17 protein-coding genes are annotated in these 24,946 nt (G+C 38.2%); 7 read left to right on the top strand and 10 right to left on the bottom strand.

Features of this window, described 5'->3' with window-relative positions; translation table 11 throughout:
* The first annotated feature begins 672 nt into the window (after positions 1 to 672).
* Together CA730_RS12405 and CA730_RS12410 are read left to right on the top strand one after the other, a co-directional pair.
* Positions 673 to 3,855: a PAS domain S-box protein gene (locus tag CA730_RS12405; protein WP_096667646.1), complete on the top strand. Its 3,183-nt coding sequence runs from the start codon at positions 673 to 675 to the stop codon at positions 3,853 to 3,855.
* A gap of 119 nt (positions 3,856 to 3,974) precedes the next feature.
* Complete coding sequence (locus CA730_RS12410) at positions 3,975 to 4,178, top strand: hypothetical protein (protein ID WP_096667648.1); 204 nt, start codon at positions 3,975 to 3,977, stop codon at positions 4,176 to 4,178.
* Positions 4,179 to 4,239: 61 nt separating this feature from the next.
* On the opposite strand, the gene CA730_RS12415 is transcribed toward CA730_RS12410, so the two are convergent.
* From CA730_RS12415 to CA730_RS12430, 4 genes are all read right to left on the bottom strand, one after another.
* Complete coding sequence (locus tag CA730_RS12415; RefSeq protein ID WP_096667650.1) at positions 4,240 to 5,301, bottom strand: ATP-dependent 6-phosphofructokinase; 1,062 nt, start codon at positions 5,299 to 5,301, stop codon at positions 4,240 to 4,242.
* Between the two features lie 48 nt (positions 5,302 to 5,349).
* On the bottom strand, positions 5,350 to 6,369 hold the full coding sequence (locus CA730_RS12420; RefSeq protein WP_096667652.1) for a dihydroorotate dehydrogenase-like protein: 1,020 nt from the start codon (positions 6,367 to 6,369) through the stop codon (positions 5,350 to 5,352).
* A 159-nt stretch (positions 6,370 to 6,528) separates the two neighbouring features.
* Positions 6,529 to 10,137, bottom strand: a complete 3,609-nt coding sequence (nifJ, locus tag CA730_RS12425; RefSeq protein WP_407919737.1) for a pyruvate:ferredoxin (flavodoxin) oxidoreductase — start codon at positions 10,135 to 10,137, stop codon at positions 6,529 to 6,531.
* A 400-nt stretch (positions 10,138 to 10,537) separates the two neighbouring features.
* Positions 10,538 to 10,774 carry a HetP family heterocyst commitment protein gene (locus CA730_RS12430; RefSeq protein ID WP_096667656.1) on the bottom strand — a complete coding sequence of 79 codons (237 nt, stop codon included), beginning with the start codon at positions 10,772 to 10,774 and terminating at the stop codon, positions 10,538 to 10,540.
* Positions 10,775 to 12,115: 1,341 nt separating this feature from the next.
* Between CA730_RS12430 and CA730_RS12435 the strand changes: the two genes are divergently transcribed.
* Positions 12,116 to 14,512, top strand: a complete 2,397-nt coding sequence (locus tag CA730_RS12435) for a sucrose synthase (protein ID WP_096667658.1) — start codon at positions 12,116 to 12,118, stop codon at positions 14,510 to 14,512.
* 157 nt (positions 14,513 to 14,669) lie between these two features.
* Positions 14,670 to 17,546 (top strand): beta-phosphoglucomutase, encoded by a 2,877-nt coding sequence (gene pgmB / locus CA730_RS12440; RefSeq protein ID WP_096667660.1) that lies wholly within the window; start codon positions 14,670 to 14,672, stop codon positions 17,544 to 17,546.
* A gap of 63 nt (positions 17,547 to 17,609) precedes the next feature.
* Here pgmB and CA730_RS12445 read toward each other — a convergent pair whose 3' ends face one another.
* The 6 genes from CA730_RS12445 to CA730_RS12470 all read right to left on the bottom strand — a co-directional run bounded on the left by CA730_RS12445 (position 17,610) and on the right by CA730_RS12470 (position 23,035).
* Positions 17,610 to 18,245 (bottom strand): phosphoribosyltransferase, encoded by a 636-nt coding sequence (locus tag CA730_RS12445; protein ID WP_096667662.1) that lies wholly within the window; start codon positions 18,243 to 18,245, stop codon positions 17,610 to 17,612.
* Positions 18,242 to 18,478 (bottom strand): Hpt domain-containing protein, encoded by a 237-nt coding sequence (locus tag CA730_RS12450; RefSeq protein WP_096667664.1) that lies wholly within the window; start codon positions 18,476 to 18,478, stop codon positions 18,242 to 18,244. The genes CA730_RS12445 and CA730_RS12450 overlap by 4 nt, the downstream gene beginning before the upstream one ends.
* 238 nt (positions 18,479 to 18,716) lie before the next feature.
* Positions 18,717 to 19,160 carry an SRPBCC family protein gene (locus tag CA730_RS12455; protein WP_096667666.1) on the bottom strand — a complete coding sequence of 148 codons (444 nt, stop codon included), beginning with the start codon at positions 19,158 to 19,160 and terminating at the stop codon, positions 18,717 to 18,719.
* A gap of 172 nt (positions 19,161 to 19,332) precedes the next feature.
* Positions 19,333 to 20,787, bottom strand: coding sequence for a 9,9'-di-cis-zeta-carotene desaturase (gene zds, locus CA730_RS12460; protein WP_096667668.1), 1,455 nt, complete (start codon positions 20,785 to 20,787; stop codon positions 19,333 to 19,335).
* 125 nt (positions 20,788 to 20,912) lie between these two features.
* Positions 20,913 to 21,083, bottom strand: coding sequence for a ribbon-helix-helix domain-containing protein (locus CA730_RS12465; RefSeq protein ID WP_096667670.1), 171 nt, complete (start codon positions 21,081 to 21,083; stop codon positions 20,913 to 20,915).
* Between the two features lie 335 nt (positions 21,084 to 21,418).
* Positions 21,419 to 23,035 (bottom strand): DUF6930 domain-containing protein, encoded by a 1,617-nt coding sequence (locus CA730_RS12470; RefSeq protein ID WP_096667672.1) that lies wholly within the window; start codon positions 23,033 to 23,035, stop codon positions 21,419 to 21,421.
* A 297-nt stretch (positions 23,036 to 23,332) separates the two neighbouring features.
* Here CA730_RS12470 and CA730_RS12475 point away from each other — a divergent pair, with 297 nt between their 5' ends.
* From CA730_RS12475 to CA730_RS12485, 3 genes are all read left to right on the top strand, one after another.
* A complete protein-coding gene (locus tag CA730_RS12475; RefSeq protein WP_096667674.1) occupies positions 23,333 to 23,689 on the top strand; it encodes an iron-sulfur cluster assembly accessory protein in 357 nt (118 codons plus the stop codon).
* 255 nt (positions 23,690 to 23,944) lie between these two features.
* Complete coding sequence (locus CA730_RS12480; RefSeq protein ID WP_027403630.1) at positions 23,945 to 24,367, top strand: tetratricopeptide repeat protein; 423 nt, start codon at positions 23,945 to 23,947, stop codon at positions 24,365 to 24,367.
* Positions 24,368 to 24,573: 206 nt separating this feature from the next.
* A complete protein-coding gene (locus CA730_RS12485) occupies positions 24,574 to 24,822 on the top strand; it encodes a hypothetical protein (RefSeq protein WP_096667676.1) in 249 nt (82 codons plus the stop codon).
* Positions 24,823 to 24,946 lie beyond the last annotated feature (124 nt).

A 24,946-nucleotide genomic window follows, 5' to 3' on the forward strand; every position in this document is an offset into this window, starting at 1 on the left:
TTTAGATAGAGTAAGTAGATGGGCGTTAAAAATTGTCGTTGGGGCAAGGGAACAGGGAACTCTTAACTGGGAACAGGAAGAGAGTTTTGAGTGATTTTACTTTTCTTCACATACCTTTAAATTTTTCTGTTCACCTACTTAAATTGCAGATTAATAACGTACAAGATATAACTGCAAAGCCAGACACCAAAACAGTTTTAATCCTTATTACTGCTCATAGTCTGTTAGAGTTATCCAAATTAAACAAAATATCCCAAAATTTGCAGCAGTGTAGGCCTCTTGATCGCTAACAAGTCCTATGACAAAATTAATGACACAACTGATTTTTCTGTTCCCCCTTTCCTATTCCTTTGCCATAACGACAATTTTGGTTCTTCGGTACTTATTATGCTAAATAATTTTGTCAACCCCTAAAATCCTGATATCGTAAGGATTTTACGTTAATTCATCGGTGAATTTGATATAAATTTGCCATCAAAAACAATGAAACCCTTTATTTATATGGGTTATGGGGTAAATAAACTCATATTTGGCATAACAGGTACGGAAGAACCATGTTGGGTTTCACTTCGTTCAACCCAAGCTACGAAAATTAAATTAATATTCTCTTTCATAAGGGGAGCGGTAGAACCGATTTTTTTAGTAAACCCTCATTAGCATAGTCTTATCGGTATGAAAGTAGTTACAGAAGTATTTATTGATCAAATAAAGCCATTAAACCCATTAGTTGATGGACTGAATGAGAAGTTAATTGATTTACCTAGTTTACATCAAATTATTGATTATTCTCCTGTAACTATTAGTCATGATAGTTATGTGATGGATGCTCTTAACTTGATGAACCAGGTTACAGTTAATCATCCAACCCAAGAAGCAAAAGACTATGTTTTGGTGGTAGAGGGTAAGAAATTACAAGGAATTTTTACAATTAAGGATGTATTGAGGGTAGTTGCTTCAAATACTAACCTATCAGCGATGAAAATGGCGGATGTGATGAATCGGCCACCAATTACCCTAAAAAAATCAGATTATGAGCATATTTTGACCGTGTTGGCACTTTTAAAGCAGCATGGTATTCAACATTTACCTATAGTAGATGATGAAGAAAACTTAATCGGTATTGTCCATGAAAAAGACTTATTACAAAGCTTAAATATAGAAAAAATAGTGGGTGTGCTTGAGGCATTACAGGAAAATTGTGCAGATTCTCATACAAAACACACAGCAATTAATCAAGAATTAGAAGTAATTCGCTGGCAAACTTATAATTATTTACAACAATGGGTGAAAGAAGAGGTTGCTGATAGTGTAGAAATTAATCTGCAACTTCAAGAAACCTTAGAAGAATTGCAAATTGCAGAAGAAGAACTGCGGCAACAAAATGAACAATTGATCTATTCTCGTGAAATTACTGAAGCAGAAAGACAGCGTTATCAAAATTTATTTGAATTTGCACCTAATGGTTATTTAGTAACTGATAGTTTAGGTATAATTCAACAGGCTAATTATGCAGCAGCATCCTTATTATCTGTACGTCAAAATCATCTGACTGGCAAGCCGTTAGTGGTGTATATTGCTGAACAAAACCGCTCTCAATTCGTATCCCAGTTAAAAAAATTGCAGCATTTACAGGAATGGGAAATAAATTTCCAGCCTCGCAAAGGTGTGTTATTTTATGCCAGTGTGAGAGTAAATCCTATATCTGATAGTGAAGGTAAGCAAACTGGGTTATTGTGGTCAATAACTGATATTAGCGATAGCAAGAAATTAGAGGCAGCCCTCCGTCAAGATAGCGATGTTTTGGAAACCAGAGTAAAAGAACGCACGGCAGAATTAGTGATTGCTAATGAGCGATTGCAACAGGAAATCGTGGAACGGGAACAGATTCAAGAGTCTTTACAAGAAAGTGAAGCTCGACTCACATTGGCATTGGAAGCAGGTAAAATTGGGATTTGGGATTGGCAGATCCAAATCAATGAAACTCTCTGGTCTCCTAATTTGGGTTTAATGTATGGTTTACCTATTGATACTTTATCTCCTAATTGTGAAGAATTTCTCAAGTTAATCTATCCTGAAGACCGTGAGCGGTTTCAAAAATGTGTGAGTGCCTCTATTGAGAAAAAAGTTGATTTTGTCTGTGAGTATCGGATAGTTGGTGGTGATAGTAGTCTAACTTGGTTGAGTTCTAGAGGAAAAGTTTACTGTAATGAAAATGGTGAACCGATGCGGATGATTGGTACTACTAGAGATATTTCTGAACGGAAGGCAACTGAACAGCAAATCTCTGAACAAGCTGCCCTTTTAGATATTGCAACTGATGCAATTTTCGTCCGTGATTTTCAAGCCCAGATTCTTTTTTGGAATCAGGGTGCAGAGAAGATATATGGGTGGAAAAGTCAGGAGGTTTTAGACAAGAATCCCAGGGATATTTTTTATGATTCAACTTCCCATGAGCAAGAGATCATTCCTCTGAAAACTGTAGTGAGATTGGGAAGTTGGCAGGGTGAATTACGCAAACGGACACAATCAAATCAACTAATTATTGTTCAAAGTCGTTGGACATTGATGTTAGATACTGATGGACAGCCTAAATCTATTCTCACGGTAGATACTGATATTACTGAGAAGAAACAACTAGAAGAGCAGTTTGCCCGCGCTCAACAAATGGAAATTCATGCTAAGAGAATGGAAAGTATTGGAACTTTAGCTGGTGGGATTGCTCACAATATCAATAATCATTTAACACCGATTTTAGGATATGCTCAATTGCTTAAAAGTAAATCTTCGTTAGATAAAGATAATTGTTTGCAAATGTTAACAACTATTGAGGCTAATGCTAAAAAAGGGGCAGCTTTGGTAAGACAACTTTTATCTTTTGCGAAGGGCGTAGAGATTCAATATACAATTATTCAGATTAGTGATTTGATTAGGGATACTATTCAGATAGCTAAGGAAACATTTTCTTTTCCCCAATCTATCACATTTTTCACCGATATCCCGCCAAAATTATGGACGGTATCTGGGGATAAGAATGAACTGGAACAAGTATTAATTAACTTAATGGTTAATGCTGGTCATGCTATGCCTAATGGTGGCAATCTGTCTATTTCTGCGGAAAATTTGTATATTAGTGAAGAGATGAGACGGATAAATCATTATGCTGCTGTGGGGAATTATATTGTGATTACCGTGGAAGATACGGGGACGGGGATGCCACCGGAAATATTAGAAAGAATATTTGAGCCATTTTTTACTACTAAGGATATTGGCAAGGGAACAGGATTAGGACTATCAACAGTGCTAGGAACGATTAAAAGTCACAAGGGTTTTATTAATGTTGATAGTGAAGTGGGGAAAGGCAGTAAATTTAAAGTATTTTTACCATCGGTAAATCAGGAAGTTATCGCTTTAGAACCGGATTATCTGGAAATGTATCCAGGACGGGGAGAGTTAATTTTGGTGGTAGATGATGAACCCCAAGTGCTGGAAGTTACGAAAAATATTTTAGAAAGTTACAATTATCAAACTATTACTGCTAAAAATGGGATGGAGGCGATCGCTATTTATGCACGGTACAAACAGCAAATTAGAGTAGTGTTGATGGATATGATGATGCCAGAAATGGATGGAAGTTCTGCTATCTCCAATTTGAAAAAAATTAATCCTCAAGTCAAAATAATTGCTTGTAGTGGACGCAATATCCAAAATATGCTGGAACCAAGTAATGAAAATCAAGTTCCTGCGATTTTATTAAAACCCTACACTAATCAAGAATTACTGGAAACATTGAGTTATGTACTCAAGGAATCAGGAGTCAGGAAGAAAGAAGAAAGAAGAAAGAAGAAAGAAGAATAAAATTACCCAATTATCAATTACCAATATTTGAGTATTTTGAACAGATTTTTGAGGATGGTAGCACTTATGCTCATAGAATTGACCGATTCATGAGACTTTTATTCTTTCCTGACAAATCTATGACACCTCAAGAGTTTTTAGTAAAGTTGGCAACAGCCGCAACAGACCCCGAAAAACTGATAGTTTTTGCAGAATACTTGGATACAACTGCTTTGGATCATGCCACAGCCCCAAGATGGAGAAGTCTTTCATATAGTAACGAAATTGAGATGGCGCTGAAAAATGTGGCTTTTCATTTAGAAGCGCTCGCTGAAGCCGAGTAATACGTAAGGGAGTTGGGGGAGCAGGGGGCAGGGGGAATATCAGGAATTATTGCCTATTACCTTATTCACCAATATATATGCCTAAAGATCGAGCGGTTTGAACTAAATCACCTTGAGGATCAACAAGAGAGGGATTTTTATCTATAACATCTTGAATGGGGAAAGTAACAACTTTGCCATTTTGCCAAGCTAACATTTGATCGTATTGATTTTGGGCAATTAAATCAATGGCAACTTTACCAAACATGGTGGCTGTGAGACGGTCTAAAGCTGAGGGAATACCTCCGCGTTGAATATGTCCTAATACAGAAACTCTGGTATCAATCAGGTGATGACTACAATTGGCAATTTTTTCGGCAATATATTGACCTTGACCACATTTAGCAGTTGTGCAAGTAGAAGGATTATTGGCATCTTCTGTACAAACAGATATACCTTCAGCAACAACTATAATGGCGAATTTTTTTTGCCACTGTTCGCGTAATTCGGTCAGATGATTACATATTCCCTGAATAGTATAGGGGACTTCGGGAATTAAAATCACATCAGCACCGCCGGCAATTCCTGAGTGTAAAGCTAGGTGTCCGGCGTTGCGTCCCATAACTTCGATAATCATCACGCGGTCATGACTAGCAGCGGTAAATATGAGTCGGTTAATGGCATCAACAATGGTATTAACTGCCGTATCAAAGCCGATTGAATGTTCTGTAAAAGCGACATCATGATCAATGGTTTTGGGAATAGCAATTAAATTCCAATGACCTAAAACTGCTAATTGATGAATAATCTCTAAACTACCATCTCCACCCACAATAATTAAAGCATCTAAAGCGATCGCCTCATAGCCCGCTAATATTTCATCAGCATGAGCTAAAGTATCCCCTTTGTTAATACTACCTAAAATCGTTCCCCCCATATTTAGCAAAGGGTCAATCCCGCGTAAATCCCAACCATGTATACTTAACGGCACTGTTTTCCGTTCTAGCAACCCTTGGGTAGCGTAAGGGATACCCACTACCTGCCAATTAAAAGTCCGTGTGGCATGACTCACAGCCGCGCGAATCACACAATTTAGACCAGGACAATCACCACCACTGGTAAGAATACCGATACGTTTTTTCATAGGTCAGGAGGTAGGGGCGCAGGGCCTGCGCCCAGTCAGGAGTCAGGACTAAGATGGTGTATAAACTCTACCCAAATCTGGATTATAAGTTTGCAAAGCTTTCATATATTGAGCGCGTTCAAAAGCACTAGGATTAGGACATTTTAACTGGCTCATGCTACCTTGCATTTGCTTGACAGATTCATATTCATGTATTTTCATCCATTCCCGGAGGTCTTTTTCTAAACACTGAATATGGTTAATACCTTCCCGTAATAATATTGAACATAACATAGTTACATTTGCGCCTACCATTAACATTTTGATCACATCATGGGCATTATGAATACCGCTAGTTGCAGCTAAACTACCCTGAATATGACCATAGAGAATGGCTATCCAGCGCAGGGGTAAACGCATAGCTTGGGGGGTACTTAAAAGTACATGAGGTTCAACTTCTAAATTTTCTAAGTTAATATCTGGTTGATAAAACCGATTAAATAATACTAATCCATCAGCCCCGGCATGATCTAAACGTTTAGCAATATTCGCAGTATTAGTAAAGTAAGGACTGAGTTTTACGGCTACAGGAATAGTAACGGCGGCTTTAACAGATGTGAGAATATCAAGATAATTTTGCTCGATATCGTGACTACTTAAATCTGGATCTGTAGGAACATAGTAAATATTTAATTCTAGTGCTGATGCTCCTGCTTCTTGCATGAGTTTACCATATTCAGTCCAACCACCAACGGAAGAACCATTCAAACTAGCAATAATGGGAATATCCACTTTTTCTTTAGCTTTGCGAATATGATCTAAATATTCTTCTGGTCCGACTCGGAAATTAGCGATGTTTGGGAAATAGGTTAAAGCTTCTGCAAAACTTTCTGTACCATAGCTTAAATGATGATGAAGTGCGGATTTTTCTAAGTTTAATTGTTCTTCAAATAGTGAGTGCATAACAACAGCACCTGCACCTGCATCTTCCATTAGTTTAATATTATCAATGTCTTCTGAAAGTGGAGACGCGGAGGGAACTAAGGGAGATTTTAATTCTAAACCTAAATATGTGGTAGTTAAGTTCATACATTTGGTAATGGGTAATTTTTTCTTTCTGTCTCCTGACTCCTGATATTAATTCAATTAAGATAAATGAACCACAGAGGCACAGAGGACACAGAGACAGAAAATCTCAAAAAATTTGGCGCATTTTCACAAAGAAATGGTATGACTCGTAATTTAGCTTTATTGTAATTTTCTGGCGGCTAAATATTGGTACATTTGCCAACGGGTGTTAACATCGAGTTGGGCTTCTTTGAGGAGTTCTTTTGCTGTTTCTGGGTTAATTTTGGTTAACATTTTAAAACGGTTTTCCATGTACATGGAATTTTCTATTGGTATGCGAGGGGTGCGAGAATCGAGTTGTAGGGGGTTTTCTCCCTGTTTAATGCGGTCGGGGTGATAGCGATATAATAACCAGCGTCCAGAGTCTACAGCGGCTTTTTGGTTTTGCATGGCTGTACTCATGTTGATACCGTGAGCAATACAATGGCTGTAGGCAATAATTAATGATGGACCTTCGTAAGCTTCGGCTTCTAAGAAAGTTTTCAGGGTTTGTTCATCTTTTGCGCCCATTGCTACACTAGCAACATAAACGTTACCGTAGGTCATAGCGATTAAACCTAAGTCTTTTTTAGTTGAGGGTTTACCACCTGCGGCGAATTTTGCTACTGCACCTTTAGGGGTAGATTTGGACATTTGACCGCCAGTATTAGAGTAAACTTCTGTGTCTAATACGAGAATATTAAGGTTGCGGCCACTAGCGATTACATGATCTAATCCACCGTAACCAATATCATATGCCCAACCGTCGCCACCAATGATCCAAACACTTTTTTTCACTAAATAATCAACGAGGGATTGAAGATTTTGGATTTTGGATTTTAGATTTGTTATATCATTTTTTGGTAGAGACTTTCCATGTAACGTCTCTACATTATTTAACATTTCATCTAGTTTTTCTTTCAGGATAGAAACTCGTTCTCGTTGAGAGTAAATATCCGATTCGTCTTTTTGTTCAGCGTTGAGGATATCTGTGACTAGGGTTTCACCTATTTGGGGTGCAAGTTGTTGGAGTAAATAAGCGGCAAATTCGGCTTGTTTGTCTATGGAAACCCGGAAACCTAAGCCAAATTCGGCGTTATCTTCAAATAGACTGTTAGACCAAGCAGGACCTCTACCTGCGGCATTTTTTGTCCAAGGTGTGGTGGGTAAGTTACCACCATAGATAGAGGAACAACCGGTGGCGTTGGCAACGATCATGCGATCGCCAAATAATTGTGTTACAAGTTTAATATAAGGTGTTTCTCCACATCCAGCACAAGCACCAGAAAACTCAAACAACGGTTCTTGCATTTGTTGTTGATTAATATGATTTAACTTTAAATTCCGTCTATCTGGGTTAGGCAGATTTAAGAAGAAATCCCAGTTTTCTCGTTCTTGTTCTCGCAATAGTTTTTGCGCTGCCATATTAATGGCTTTTTTGCGCGGTTCGGCTTTATTTTTGGCGGGACAAACATCAACACAAATACCACAACCTGTACAATCTTCTGCTGCTACTTGAATGGTAAACTTTAAATCATGCCAATCATGTTCTTTGGCATTTGCACTTTTAAAAGTTGTTGGGGCATTTTCTAATTCTTCTGGTGCATATACCTTAGCGCGAATGACACTATGAGGACACACCATCACACATTTACCACATTGAATACAAACGTCAGCATCCCACACCGGAATTTCTTCAGCAATGTTGCGTTTTTCCCATTTAGATGTTCCTGTGGGATATGTACCATCTACAGGTAATGCACTTACAGGTAAATCATCACCTTCACGGACTATCATTTTCCCTAATACATCACGAATAAAAGCAGGTGCATTATTGAGGATAGGTGAAATTTGAGTATTTTCTTGTTCCCTGTTCCCCGTTCCCCGTTCCCTAATTTCATGAAGATTTTCTAAGGTTTTATCAACTGCTTGCATATTCATTTGTACAAGTTCTTCGCCTTTTTTACCGTAGGTTTTACGAATAGATTTTTTAATTTCATCTATAGCTTCTTCTCTTGGTAAAACACCAGAAACAGCAAAGAAACAAACCTGCATAACGATGTTAATATGTCCACCCATTCCCGCTTCACGGGCGACTTTATAGGCATTAATGACATAGAATTTGAGATTTTTGTTAATTATCTCTGTTTGCATGGTGGTAGGTAATTTATCCCACACTTCATTTCTGTCATAATGTGAATTTAGTAAAAAAGTGCCACCAGGAATAATATCTTTCAATATCGGGAATTTCTCGATAAAATCCCATTGGTGACAAGCGACAAAGTTAGCTTTAGTAATTAAATAGGTAGAATGTATTGGTTGATCACCAAAGCGTAAATGAGAGACTGTGACAGAACCAGATTTTTTAGAATCGTAAACGAAATAACCTTGGGCATAATTATCTGTTTCTTCGCCAATAATTTTAATTGAGTTTTTATTTGCCCCCACTGTACCATCTGCACCTAAACCATAAAAAATTGCCCTAACTATATTGTCAGCTTCAATGTTAAATTCGGGATTATATGCTAAACTGGTATGGGTAACATCATCATTAATCCCGACAGTAAAATGATTTTTTGGTGTTTCTAAATCCAAATTATCAAATACCACTTTTACCATTGCTGGTGTAAATTCTTTAGAAGATAAACCATATCTTCCCCCCACAATCAATTTTAGATTTTGGATTTTGGATTTTGGATTTGCTTCTTGAATTGCAGTGATTACATCTACATATAAAGGTTCACCAATTGCCCCTGGTTCTTTTGTTCTATCTAAAACAGCAATTTTGCGAATAGTTTGGGGAAGAGAATCAATAAATCTTTGGGTATCAAAGGGACGATATAATCTAACTTTGATAACTCCGACTTTTTCACCTTGTTGATTGAGATAATCTACGGTTTCATGAACTGTTTCACAACCAGAACCCATGAGAATAATTATTTTTTCTGCTGCTGGATGTCCATGATAATCAAATAGTTGATATTTTCTCCCTATATTTTGGGCAAATTCATCCATTACCTGTTGAGTAATATCTGGACAAGCTGAATAAAAAGAGTTTACTGTTTCCCTGGCTTGAAAATAAACATCAGGGTTTTGGGCTGTTCCTCGTAATACCGGATGATCAGGTGTTAAAGCCCGTGAACGATGGGCAATTACTAACTCTATGGGAATAAATTTTTGTAAGTCTTCAGTTGTTAATATTTCTACTTTATTGACTTCGTGGGAAGTGCGAAAACCATCAAAAAAGTGTAAGTAAGGTATCCGAGATAATAAAGTTGCTTTTGTGGAAATTAGGGCAAAATCATGGGCTTCTTGCACAGAAGCAGCGCATAACATGGCAAAACCTGTGGTTCTTGCGGCCATGACATCACTATGATCTCCGAAAATGGAGAGGGATTGGGCTGCAAGCGATCGCGCCGCAATATGAAATACTGTAGGTGTAAGTTCACCGGCAATTTTGTACATATTTGGTAGCATCAACATTAACCCCTGAGATGCTGTAAAGGTTGTTGTCAGTGAACCAGTTTGTAAAGCCCCATGCACAGCACCTGCAACCCCCCCTTCACTCTGCAACTGCACCACCGCAGGAACAGTTCCCCAAATGTTCGGTTTTCCCTCACTCATCCAAGTATCAGACCATTCCGCCATCGGTGAAGATGGTGTAATCGGGTAAATGGCAATAACTTCGTTTAATTGGTAAACGACTTTAGCCACAGCTTCATTACCATCTATAGTTGCAAAGGGTTTCATTTTTATATTCCTTAACCTTAAATAACTACCAAAACATCCAGTCAGGATTCAGGAGTAAAACTAGTACCGCAGGGCGTTCGTCAAAAGTCAAAACGAATATACAATGAGCTTTCCAGTAGTTTGGAATGGTCTATTTATTTCCGCCGTGCTGTACTAGATAGGAACAAAATCCCAAATTATTAGTTTTAGGGAATAACTTTCTGCTGAGTTACTCTACCTTTTGACTTAAGTAGGTGGGCCTTAAAAATTGTCGTTGGGGCAAGGGAAAAGGGAACTCTTAACTGGGAACAGGAAGAGAGTTTTGAGTGATTTTACTTTTCTTCACATACCTTTAAATTTTTCTGTTCACCTACTTAGTAATTGATATGAATCCTTGTAACTATAACTATTAACAAAAGACTCAAATATCTGCTTTTTGTTTACTAGCTGTTCCAGGACTTTGACGGTTTTCTTTAATTAATCGGCTGTAAGTCCGTTGAGGAATATAGTGAATGGGATTGTAATCAATACAACGTAAAATCAGTACACAAGCCCAAGAATACCGTCCATCAGCAATAGCTTCAATGATATGATTGAACTGTTCGGGAGTGATGGCACTATGAAAATCGTTCTGAGCAGAAGAAGCTTGATAGTTCATAACTAACCCTGATCTAATCTTGTAGGATGGAAAGTTAATAATTCGTAAATATTCAGAACAGAAAATCTTTTTAGTCCAAACTAATTAGACTTTTATAGTCAAGTTTAGGAATTTTACTCCTGATTTGACAAGCCTTTTAAGTCCTGACTTTTTATCTCCTAAATTCCGAATAATAGGGAGAAATCAAGGGGATATTTGTGCAATCACAGCAATATATACAGATGATATGCACAGGATTTAATTCTCTTGGTGAATAACTTCGATATCTAAATTCGAGTATAGCGATAACTTACCGATTAAATATCAACATTATTTGTGGTTATGAGAGAATTTTATTAATTTTCTGTGAGGTTTTGTGAGCATTGGTATACATTCAATCAGTGATATCTCATTAGCAATTTGTAATCTAAATAGATTAAATCCTGCAATTTTTGAGTGTATAAATTGAAAAAATTACTGAACACATTACCCTTGTGTTAGTAAAAATACAGGCAAATTTCTAGCATTGTATGCCCAAGTTGATTGTTTGGTAAAAAATAGGAAATACAGATATTCGTATTATGACACTATTTAAATAGTCATACAACATTGAGATATTTCCTGTTTACAGTTTTGTAAATACTCCTTGTGACACTATTATATGCAGAATACTATGTTTCCCGTAACTAGTCAGCCAAATTGGCACTTTGTTTCTATAAATACTATAGAAAATATCGGTTACAAATTGTGAATTAAATAACTATTTAAATACTGTCACAAGGGGTATTTACAAAATTGTATATAAAATGTACTCCAATGTTGCATGACTATTTAAATACTGTCACAAGGACTATTTACAAAATTGTATATAAAATGTACTCCAATGTTGCATGACTATTTAAATACTGTCACAAGGGCTATTTACAAAGCATTAAATCAAAATTGATTTAGTGATGTATGACTATTTAAATAGTGGCACAAGGACTATTTACAAAATTAAATCTGCCATAAAAACAAAAACATAAATTTATTTTCAATTATTTTTAATATTTTGGCTAAATTAGTTACACTTCATCACGAAATACCCAACCTACAAAATTCGTTGAGGATATGAGTATTCAGTATATGTAATATTTGATTCTTATTTTAATGGACTATTAAAAAAGTGTCACAAGTAAGATATACAAAATGGTAATTAATATACTTCAGAACTATGCTGTAACGAATAGATATTTCTCTATCTATAAGAAGAGGTAAGGGTTCATCCTTTAGCTAGAAGTAAATGGTTGAGTAACTTATTTACGATTAACTCGGAACAGTATATCAATAATTCTGACCTTCGCTAGAGTTTGGTAATGTACAATGTATAAATTGGTGCAAACTATTATTAACAGTGATGAAAAAAATGCTTTAGGTGAGTTTATCTTAGGATTGGGTAATAATCATAAACGTTACTTTTTAAGAAACGAGATTTTACAAGCATTTGCAGATTATTGTCACCAATTCCAAAAACCTGCTTATTTTTATCACTCTTCCTCACTAGGAACATTTATTCAGTACACACATGAAATAATTCTAGATAGTGAAAATACTTGGTTCGTCCTTAGACCAAAAATTGCCAGTCAAGAGGTATGGTTATTAAGCGCTGATTTGACCAAGTTTGACTTAATGACACCACAAGCATTATTAGATGTGAGCGATCGCTTAGTCAACCGTTACCAACCCCACATTTTAGAAATTGATCTTCATCCCTTCTACCCAGCAGCGCCGAGAATTAGTGATTCTCGAAACATTGGACAAGGTTTAACCGTTCTTAATCATTATTTTTGTAATCAATCATTAACAGATCCTGAATATTGGATTCACGCATTATTTCAATCACTACAGAGATTAGAATATAATGGCATTAGCCTATTAATTAGTAATCACATTTATTCAGGATTACAACTAACCAAACAAATCAAACTAGCTTTAGAATTTGTTAGTAATTTATCTCCCCATACACCTTATGAAAAATTTGGTTGTCATCTCCAAGAACTTGGTTTAGAACCAGGTTGGGGTAACAATGCAGCCAGAGTTAGAGAAACCTTAGAACTTCTCGAAAAACTCATGGATAATCCCGAACCTGCCATCTTAGAAACCTTTGTTTCTCGAATTTGTGCAGTTTTCCGGGTCGTCCTCATTTCCATACATGGTTGGGTTGCACAAGAAGATGTTTTAGGCAGAGATGAAACATTAGGACAAGTTATTTATGTTTTAGAACAAGCCCGCAGTTTAGAAAACAAAATGCGAGCAGAAATTGAACTTGCAGGTTTAGATACATTAGGAATTAAACCCCATATCATTATATTAACTAGACTAATTCCCCATTGCGAAGGCACATTTTGTAACTTACCATTAGAAAAAGTTGATGGTACAGAAAATGCTTGGATTTTGCGCGTTCCTTTTGTAGAATCTCAACCAGAAATTACCAACAACTGGATTTCTAAATTTGAAATTTGGCCTTACTTAGAAAAATTTGCTCTGGCTGCCGAAACAGAACTTTTAAAACAATTTCAAGGCAAGCCAAATCTAATTATTGGTAATTACAGTGATGGTAACTTAGTCGCTTTTATCCTCTCCCGAAAAATGAAAGTTACCCAATGTAACATTGCCCATTCCCTAGAGAAACCCAAATTTCTATTTAGTAACTTATATTGGCAAGATTTAGAAGCACAATATCACTTCTCCGCCCAATTTACCGCTGATTTAATCAGCATGAATGCCGCAGATTTCATCATCACATCATCCTATCAGGAGATTGTCGGTACACCAGATACAATGGGACAATATGAATCTTATAAATGTTTCACCATGCCCAACTTATATCATGTAATTGATGGCATTGATTTATTTAGTCCTAAATTCAACATGGTTCTCCCAGGAGTTAGTGAAAATATATTTTTTCCCTACAACGAAACAACCAATAGAGAATCCCACCGTCGTCAACATATCCAAAATCTGATTTTTCAGGCAGAACACCCACAAATTTTCGGTAAATTAGAACATCCCCATAAAAAACCAATTTTTTCTGTTAGTCCTACTACCTCAATTAAAAACCTCACAGGTTTAGTGGAATGTTTCGGTAAAAGTCAAGAATTACAAGAACAATGTAACCTAATTTTATTAACTAGTAAACTGCATCCAGATTCAGGAACAAACCCCGAAGAAATTCAAGAAATAGAAAAAATTCACGCGATTATTCATCAATATCATCTTCACCATAAAATTCGCTGGTTAGGAATGCGTCTTCCTTTGAGCGATATCGCCGAAACCTATCGTGTAATTGCCGATTTTCAAGGAATTTATATTCACTTTGCCCTTTATGAATCCTTTAGCAGAAGTGTTTTAGAAGCCATGATTTCTGGATTACCAACTTTCACAACTCAATTTGGTGGTTCATTGGAAATTATTGAAAATCACGATCAAGGATTTAATCTCAATCCCACAGACCTCGAAGGAACAGCCAAAACAATTACTAACTTCTTAGAAAAATGTCATGATTATCCAGAACATTGGCTAGAAAATTCCCAATGGATGATTGAACGCATTCGCCATAAATATAACTGGAATTCTCACACCAATCAACTTCTATTATTAGCCAAAATGTTTAGTTTTTGGAACTTCGTTTATCCTGAAGATAACGAAGCTAGAGATCGTTATATGGAAAGTTTATTTCATCTGCTTTATAAACCTATCGCTGACAGGATTTTATCATAACATATCGGCAAATTCAGAAAGTAGGAGCGCAGGGCGTGCGCCCAGGAGAGATTCAGAATTAAAACCCGTTTAATCTTCATCTTAAACTTTGCGCCTTTGCTCCTTTGTACCTTTGCGCGAAACATAAATTTAAATTATTGAGACATAATCCAAAATCATGGATAAAAAAGACCATTTTCGTAACCTTAGCTATACAGATTGGATATTAACTGAAACCCAGTTTAATCCCGAATATTTACACAGCCGAGAAACCATTTTCACCATCGGTAATGGCTATTTAGGAACAAGAGGAACATTTGAAGAAGGCTATCCCCGTGCATTATCAGCGACATTTATTAACGGCGTTTACGATGATGTTCCCGTAGTTTACACCGAACTCGTTAACTGTCCAGATTGGCTACCATTAACATTTATAATTGAAGGAGAACGCTTTCGCCTTGATCAAGGTAAAACATTAAAATATCACCGTAAACTAGACTTACATCATGGCATTCTTAGTCGTTGCTTACGTTGGTGTAGTCCCAATGGTAAAGTAATAGATATCCATTTTGAACGCTTTGCTAGTTTAGCTGATCAACATATAGTAGGGCAACGTTGCCAATTAACACCGATAAATTTTGATGGTTTAATTGAAATTCAAGCCAGTGTAAACAGCTATTCAGAAAATCAAGGATTCAATCACTGGGAAGGATTAGATCAAGGTAAAACTACACAAGGATTCTGGTTGCATAGTCGCACTCGCAACAGCCGCATAGATGTCGGTATAGCGGCCAAAATAAATATTTCGGAAACTAATACAGACTTCCAAATTAATACCACACCTGGTTATCCGGGCTTGAATATGACTGTTATAGGTCAAATTCAACAGACAATTACTATAGCAAAAATTGTGAGTATTTTTACATCTAATGAAATTGCCGAACCAGTTGCCACCGCTAAAGAAAAACTCGTAAGTTTACCAGATTACATAACTTTAATTGATGCCAATGCCCAAGCCTGGGATACAGTTTGGCAACAAAGTGACATTATTATTGAGGGAGATGTTACAGCGGCTTTTGCAGTGCGTTACAATCTGTTTCAGTTACTAATTGCTGCACCTAGAAATAATCCTCAAGTCAGTATACCTGCAAAAACCCTATCCGGCTTTGGTTATCACGGTCATATTTTTTGGGATACAGAGATTTTTATTCTGCCATTTTTTACCTTTACCCAACCAAACTTAGCCCGTAATTTACTCAGTTACCGTTATCATACTTTACCAGGGGCGCGACGCAAAGCCGCCCATTATGGGTATCAGGGGGCGATGTTTGCTTGGGAAAGTGCGGTAACTGGAGATGAAGCCACACCGCGCTGGTCACTACGAAGTGACTTTTATGCCGAAGATATCCGTATATGGTGTCGCGATCGAGAAATTCATATTAGTGCGGATATTGCTTACGCCATTTGGTATTATTGGCAAGTGACAGAAGATAATGAGTGGATGCGAGATTATGGTGCAGAAATTATTTTAGATACCGCCATTTTCTGGAGTAGTCGAGTTGAATTTAATCCCCAATTAGAATGTTATGAAATTCGTGGAGTTATTGGTGCAGATGAATATCACGAATCAGTCCATAACAATTGTTTTACAAATCGGATGGTTCAATGGCATTTAGAAAAATCTTTATTCATCTATAATTGGCTGCATTCCACTTTCCCAGAAGTAGCTATAAAACTGGAGCAAAAATTACAAATCACCTCCGAAGTCCTCACAGATTGGCGCGAAATTATCACTAAAATTCTCATGCTTCACAATCCAGAAACCTTACTAATTGAGCAATGTGAGGGATTTTTTCAACTAGATGATATTAACTTAGCCGCTTATGAACCGCGAGAAAAATCAATCCAAATTATTTTGGGGATGGAAAAGACCAATCAAGGACAAGTAATTAAACAACCAGATGTATTAATGCTTCTGTATTTGATGCGAGAATCTGCCGATTTTCCCTATAATCAGTCAACATTACAGGTAAATTGGGACTATTACGCCCCCCGCACAGATATTAGTTATGGTTCTTCCTTGGGACCGGCCATTCACGCCATTTTAGCCGCTGATTTAGGCAAATCACAGGAGGCTTATGAATGCTTTATGCAAGCGGCAATGGTAGATTTAGAAGATAAACGCGGAAATACCCAAGATGGGATACATGGCGCTAGCGCTGGAGGCATTTGGCAAGCTGTAGTATTCGGTTTCGGTGGTATTCAATTTCGGGAAAATGTCCCCGTTGCCCATTCTCACCTACCCCCAACTTGGACAAGGCTGAAATTTAAGTTACAGTGGCATGGTAAATGGCACGAGTTCGATTTGCGTCAGGAATTGCCAAGGGTAGGGAAAACTAACATCCGGGGCGTGATTTTTGATTTAGATGGCGTGTTGACTGATACCGCAGAATATCATTACCAAGCTTGGCAAAAGTTAGCCAATGAGGAAGGGTTATTTTTTAATCGAGAAATTAATGAATCCTTGCGGGGTGTGTCTCGTCGCGCTTCTTTGATGTTAATTATTGGTAATCGAGAATATTCAGAAGTGCATATTCAGGAAATGATGGCTCGAAAAAATGATTATTATGTAGAACTAATTCATAATATTACACCCGCAGATTTATTACCAGGGGCTGTGGCTTTGTTGGATGAATTGCATCAAGCTGGGATCAAAATCGCCATTGGTTCTGCTAGTAAAAATGCCCGCATGGTGATTGAAAAATTGGGAATTGGTGGTAAAGTAGATGTTGTTACTGATGGTGATACTGTCCAAGCCGCCAAACCAGCGCCAGATTTATTTCTTAATGCTGCCAACCAGTTAGGAATTCCCCCAGATGAATGTGTGGTTTTTGAAGATGCATCCGTAGGTATTACAGCCGCTAAAGCAGCAAATATGTGGGCGGTAGGCTTGGGACCAGAGGAGAGGGTGGGGGCTGCTGATGTGGTTTTGCCTAGTTTAGCCGGAGTAATATGGGAGGAACTGATTAGGAGTTTATTTCACGCAGAGGCGTAGAGGCGCGGAGAGTGAGAGTTTGGGAGATGGTATTTTGAATTTGCTTCTTGATTTCTGTGATAGTCAATTGCCGAGAAGTGCGCGAACTTCGTTATCTGTGGTTTGGCTAAAATCATCGTACCATAAACCAATTGCAGACATAATTTCTGGAGATTGCAAACAAACTACGTCATCCACTTCTAAACGCAATTCTTCACAAGTATTTAAGGGGGCAACTGGAACTGCAACAACAATTTTTGCTGGCTGTTGTTGCTGAATAACGGTTAGTGCAGCCCGCATAGTCGCACCCGTAGCAATACCGTCATCTATTAAAATAACTATCTTATTTTTAACATTAATTGCGGGTTTATTCCCTCGATAAGTCTGATTTCGTCGTCTTAATTCTTGCAGTTCTTGGTTAACTACAGCGGTAATTTGTTCTTGATCTATTCCTAAAGAGTCAATTACATCTTGGTTGAAAACGATAATATTTTCAGAAGCTATCGCCCCCATTGCCAGTTCTTTGTGTCTAGGTACACCAAGTTTTCTGACTATGCACACATCCATTGCCGCATTCAAAAGTTTAGCAACCTCAAAGGCTACAGGTACACCACCACGAGGTAAAGCCAGTACCAATACATCCTCACGGTTACTATAAGCTTGCAAATGTTGAGCTAACATTTGACCAGCTTGAATGCGGTTAGAGAATTTTTTGCTCATGACACTTGTAATACTTTCTTTAAAGCAATTTCAACCTGTGCATACTCATTAATCAACTGTGACACCAATTCTAAAGACCCTGCCAAATTGGCATTCTTCCTTTTCAATTCTAACTCTAAGCAAAGCTGATGGACATCCATTGCTCCCAAAGAAGCACTGCTAGACTTTAAGTTATGGGCTGTTTTTCCCATATTATCAGCATCTCTCTGGCTTGCAGATGTTATAAATTGCATCACTAGTATCTGTATTCGTAGACACTTTCAGGACTAAAGCCCTGAGAATGTCAACGAATACCTCTCTTTTTCCATAGCAAGGCGTAGTTGCATTTGTATAACTAAGTCATCATTTACAACTAACAGTAATGTATGATTTGTGTGAATAGAGGGAGTCACTACTTGTATTTTCCTCGCTAAACTTGAATTAATATTACACTCAGTGCATACATTATACTTATGACAATCAATTTTACATTTAATTGGTTTTCACGTTCAAGGCATATTCCTTAAACCTTTCCAAATCTGCTTGAATTGTGGATTCTACCACTTTTCCTAAAAATAAGTTATCCATAAGTTTACCAATTAGTCCAGGAATAGCATAGGAAACTGTCATTTTCACAATACTTATATCATGGCGATTATAAAAGCGAATAGCCCCTTGATTTGGCAAACCATCAACCGATTCCCATTGAATAATTTGATTAGGAATCATTTTCGTAATTCGGGATTTCCAAGTAAATTCTAACCCTCCTGTACTTAGTTTCCACAGAGAAATTTCTGGGTTATCCGGGGAAATTGTGACTGAATCAATCCATTTCATCCATTTAGGCATTTGCTCTAAATCAGACCACAATCCCCATGCTAGTTCTATGGGAACTTCTACTTCTACTTGGACGCTGTGTTCTAACCATTCACTCATAGGATTTTAGATTTTAGATTTTAGATTTTAGATTGGTAATGGGTAATTGGTAATTGGTAATTGGTAAACTTTTACTTATTCCCTATTCCCTATTCCCTCTTAACTGTTCCCAGTCCCCAGTCCCCAGTCCCCAGTCCCCAGTCCCCAGTCCCCAGTCCCCAGTCCCCAATACCTATTTTTTAACACTTTCGAGAATTACTTTAGCCGCACGTTTTCCAGAGACTGTTGCTCCTTCCATGCTGTCAATATAATCTTGTTGTGTGTAACTTCCAGCTAGGAAAAAGTTAGGAACAGGTGTTTTTTGATTGGGACGGTAGACATCCATTCCTGGTGCTTCTCTGTACAAAGATTGAGCCAGTTTGACGACACTATACCAAGTCATGTTTAAATCTCTTGACGAGGGGAACAGTTCATGAACTTGTTTGAGAACGTGATTAGCGATCGCTTCATTACTTTGTTTAATGAAAGGATCTCCCGGTGTCAATACCAGTTGCAATAATGAACCCTCCCCAGGACGATAATAATCGGCAGGACTAGTCAAAGCCAAATCAGCAAAACAGGAGAAATCAGCATCAGCAGTATACAACAAATTATCTATCCCTGCTGCCTGTAAGGGTGGTGTCACTCCGCCTTTACCCCGTTTTTTCTCATCTTGTAGTTCTGTCACCCAACCATCAAAACGTAGCTGCACTGTAGCGACGGGGACAGCATCTAGTTTATAAATGTTATCAAATTCTGGCCATTTTCGCCAAGGTTGGGGTAAAACTCGCTGAATTCCGGGAACATCACAAGCGCAAAGATAAGCATCAGCAGTGATCACCTCTTCTGCATCACCTTGGGCAACTAATATCCCAGTCACTTGGGTTTGTTCTCCAGACTCAGCAAATTTAATTTCTCGGACTTGACGACGGGTGTATATTTTTGTGCCTCTTTCTTCTAAATACTTAACAATAGGTTTGTGTAAATATTCCTGGGGTGAACCTTCCAACATTCGCAGAATTGAAGCTTCTGTTCTGACTGCAAAAAACTGGAAAATTGTCAACATACACCGGGCGGATATATTATCACAATCTATAAATCCCAAGGCGTAAGCAATAGGATTCCAGAGACGTTTGATGCTGCCTTTACTGCCTCCGTGACTATAGAACCAGTCGGAAAAACTGATTTTATCTAATTTGCGAATAGTTTTCATTGCCCCGTCAAAGTCTACCAAACCTTGAACTATTGGGCTAGTCCCCAGAGCGATCGCATTTTGGATTTTATCCCGTACCGAAAGTTGAGAAGTGGTAAAAAACGCCTTTAATCCATTAAAAGGCGCACCCGTGAAAAAGCGAAAATCTAACGCCCCAGTTTGTCCGCCTTTATTGATAAAAGTATGACTATGTTCCTTGAGGCGTAAGTTATCACCAGCCCCCACCTTCTCCATTAACTCAAACAGATTGTAGTAGCAGCCGAAAAAGACGTGCAGCCCCATTTCAATATGGTTGCCGTCACCATCCACCCAACTGCTAACTTTACCCCCCACAAACGGACGAGACTCGAAAATTTCTACTTCACAGCCAGCATCTACTAAATCTACAGCAGTTGCTAACCCTGCTAATCCCGCACCCACAATTGCAACGCGCATTCCCTCTTCCTTGTTCAGTTTCTTTACAAATTGTAACTGAATTAGTCGGTTGTCAGTTGTTAGTTGTCAGTTGTCAATATCTTTTCCCTGCTCCCTGCCCCCTACTCCCTGCTCCCGGTCGTCTATCACCCTCCTGTAATCTCTTCACCTTGAGGGAGACTTCTAATCAGTTCTCGAATCACATCTGTGGCTGGTCTACCTGTCTGTTGACAATATTTTTCTAGTTTTTCTGCCTCTTGTGTGGCTAGATTCACTGTTATGCGTTTAACCGCCCATTTTTTGTTTGTCATTATCATGCACTTTGCTGTATATTAACTTGATTTAGAGAGTTTGGTCACTCAAAACAAAAATGAGACTATGAGAGTTAGTCTGAATTAAAAATGTAACAAAAATACTAATCTTATTTAAAATCTTTAGTTTGTCAACTACTTACCCAAATAAATTTGGCGATAACCTTGCTTGAATACTGGAAACTCCTGGTAATTTTAGCCTGAGTGTCATTGATTCGACCTATCAATGTGTAAATAGGGAACAGGGAAGAAAATAGATCAGGATAATCTTACAAGAACAAGATTGGATTGTTATAGATATCCTGTAATTTAATTTATAAATTCTAGGTATATCTATTGATTTAGTCAACCGTTTCCAAGCTTAATTCTTCCGAGGAAAGTACATGAGCTTCTAATAAAGCCATCATATCTCTTAACTGGGGATTACCACGAGAAGCTCCAGTTAATCCTTTGGCAATAATTAACCCACAATGTCCTTTAGTATTTTGACACCGTTGATGCCATTTTCGCTTGGCTTCTATATGCACTGGGTCGTCATCTAAAAATTGCCCAAACAAAAATAATTCACTGTTATGCGTTTGTAATAAACCTAAATCGTATAGATCATCATCTACTGGATCTGTGACGGTGTAAAAGCAGATGGCGTTTAATCCTCCAGCGGCTTGAATATTTTCAATAATTCCTTTAGCTTTAGGACGGGAGGTTTGAATGACAATCACAGGTAAACCATCACCGGCTGGTTCAAATTCCCCTGCTGCTTGGTAATTAGGTGCTTGACGCAGGTGATTTAATGTTTCCCAGGGTAAGACACCCAAACTCATGAAAGCATCCTCTGGGATTAAATCGTCTCTTAAGGCTTCAAATATGGAATCATCTTCGTCGTCTTCATCTTCGTCATCTAAATCAAAACCAGCCATTTCCTCTAGTTCTGCTGTCAATTCTGGCATGGTAGAAACGATGACAGTTAAGGATTTGCGATTGTTGCCGGGTTCTGGTAGGGAAATTCGATAACGTTGGCTCAGGGTAAGAAAATCTTCGTCATATAATTGCCGATGGTGGTCACGGAGAAACCGCAATAAACTTTCTACGGCAACAAAAGTGAGTAGTGCTTCTTCTTCATACAAAACGGAACGTAACCCTTCTAGGGGGTGAATATTGCCGAAGGTAGGTTGAATTTCGGACAGGGGCATTTGTGCCAAATTACCCAAATCATCATCTTCGTTGTCGTGCAGGGAGTCAAAGGTGAGAAATAGACAGTCTTGTTTAAGGAAGGCTTCTTCTAAATCTTGATTTAGTTCATCTTCGTCAGCTAAAACAGCAGCCCGAAACCGTTTGAGGGAATCTTCCGAACGATAAAACAAAATTCCATATTCAATGCCCAACATTCCCATGACGGATGCATAGAGTTTTTCTACGTCCCATTGATTGATTTCTATGGATAAAATTTGCTGTTCTTCTAGAAATCTCCAAGGGGCAGCTTGCCAGACTTCTAAGGCTTTATCATGGAGGAGTTTGGCGTATTTGGGGGGTAAGTCGGGAGTTTGGCTATCAATGACTTCGGCAAAGGAGCGAAATAGTTCGTCAATTATCGGTAATTCCGGTACGTAGTCGATGGCAATGTCTAAATCCTGCAAGACTCCGCGCAGGTAAAATTGAATTTCCCGATCGCGCACCACTATTCTTTGTGGTCTACCGGGTTTAGCTGGGCTTTGGGGATGTTCTATTGCCCGCATGAGGGTACGCACAATGGCTTCGGGACCCAGGGCGGGGTCTATCATGTCCATACCTCTAACAATGCCTTCTGAGGCATCTACCCAAAGAATGCAGTCTCCTTTGGTGTCTGGATCTGTAAATGGGGTGTGTGGTGATGACAATGGACGGCGATCGCCCTCCCATACAGAAGGAATCTGGGTTAATTTCTGCAACCGGCGACTGGTAGAGCGATTAAAACTTGTCATAGAGTAAGTGAATCAAAACAAAGCGATTGAGAATGGGAATTTCGGGAATGGTTAATCTTTCAACACACCTAACCCCTCAATTCTAGGATAAAAATCTCAGGTTGCTGACAAAGGAACAACACTTGATAGAGAAGGGATTATTCTAAAATTTTCTCCTATCTTTCTATCTTCCCATCTTCTTATGCTTTTTTGCCGTCGTAATGTCGCTAAAATAAATACAAAAACATTCATAGCAACTCAGAGGTACAAGAATGCCTGCTGGGATATTGATAAAACTAGTTCAGGAGTTAAAAATTTATGACCCAAGCGACTCAAACTCAACAACGGGGAATTCTGTTATCTGACGCGGCATTGCGTCAGGTTAAGTCTCTTCAAGATAAGCAAGGGCAAGATTTATGCTTGCGGGTGGGAGTCAGACAAGGTGGTTGTTCGGGAATGTCTTACATGATGGATTTTGAGGATGTCAGCAAGATTACCCCTGATGATGAGGTTTTCGATTACGATGGCTTCAAAATTATTAGCGATCGCAAAAGTCTACTTTACCTTTACGGCTTAATGCTCGATTATAGTGATGCCATGATTGGTGGTGGTTTCCAATTCACTAACCCCAATGCCGCTCAAACTTGCGGTTGCGGTAAGTCTTTCGGCGTTTGACAGCGTACATCCCCGGCTTAAAAGACATTAACACCTAAAAACTTTTGGGATTTTAGGTGTCAATTCCGGGGTTATCAGCCTAATTTCTGATAATATTGTGAGGATTCACCGAGTCAGAAGTTAGAATATTTGTTTGCATCAGGAATACAGAGAAGCAATTTTTACCATAAATTATTAAGCTTGACGCGAAAACCCCTGATTCACAACTGACAACTGACAAAGAACAAATGACAACTGACAACTGACAAAGAAGAAATGACTAATACAATTGATTCCCTATTTGATACAGGTTTAGAACGTTATAAAGCTGGAGAATCTGTAGAATCTTTGATTCCTGTATTTAAAGAGGTATGCGATCGCTCTCCTAAAGCTAGTTCAGCCTGGATTTGTTTAGCTTGGTTATATCTCCTTGATAACAAAGGTAAATTAGCTTTCAACGCTGCTAATAAAGCCGTGAAACTCAATCCCCAAGACCCACAAGGAAGAATTAATCTAGCTTTAGCTATGCTAGAAACAGGTCAGAAAGGTTTACGGGAACACATTGATGTAGCACAACAATTGATATTTGTCAATGAAGAATGGCAAGAAGAAGTTAAAAATAGCATTGAAGATGGTTTAACCAGAAAACCTGATTGGAAAAATTTAGCCAAAGTTAAAAAATGGTTATTTGAAGAATAGGGAATAGGTGACAAGTGACAGGTGACAGGTGACAGGTGACAGGTGACAGGGAATAGGGAACAGGGAATAGGGAATAGGGAATAGGGAATAGGGAATAGGGAACAGGGAATAGGGAATAGGGAATAGGGAATAGGGAATAGGGAATAGGGAATAGGGAATAGGGAATAGTCAACGAACAACTGACAACTGACAACTGACCAATCAAAATGAAAGACAAATTATTAAACTGGCTCAATCTCATATTAGTTGCTGATGTTTTCCTCGTAATTTTTGGTTTTGGGTGGCTTGTGATAGCCGTGATTGGTGATGCTTCTGGAATTAACCTGGGATTAGATTTGTGGCACCAACTGTGGATACCAGTATTTAACCCTGCTATTGGTATATTGATGGGCGGTGCATTACTTAGTGGTATTATTAGCTGGATATCCAAAAAGCTGACTAAAAATGAGTTATAGGAGGAGTCAGGAGTCAGGAGTCAGGAGTCAGGAGTCAGGAGTCAGGAGTCAGGAGTCAGGAGTCAGGAGAAAAACCTTTTGTTAGCAAGAGTCTGACCGTTAATTGATGTCCTAACTGCCTTGG

It is taken from the genome of Dolichospermum compactum NIES-806 (genome assembly GCF_002368115.1).
GTDB lineage: Bacteria > Cyanobacteriota > Cyanobacteriia > Cyanobacteriales > Nostocaceae > Dolichospermum > Dolichospermum compactum.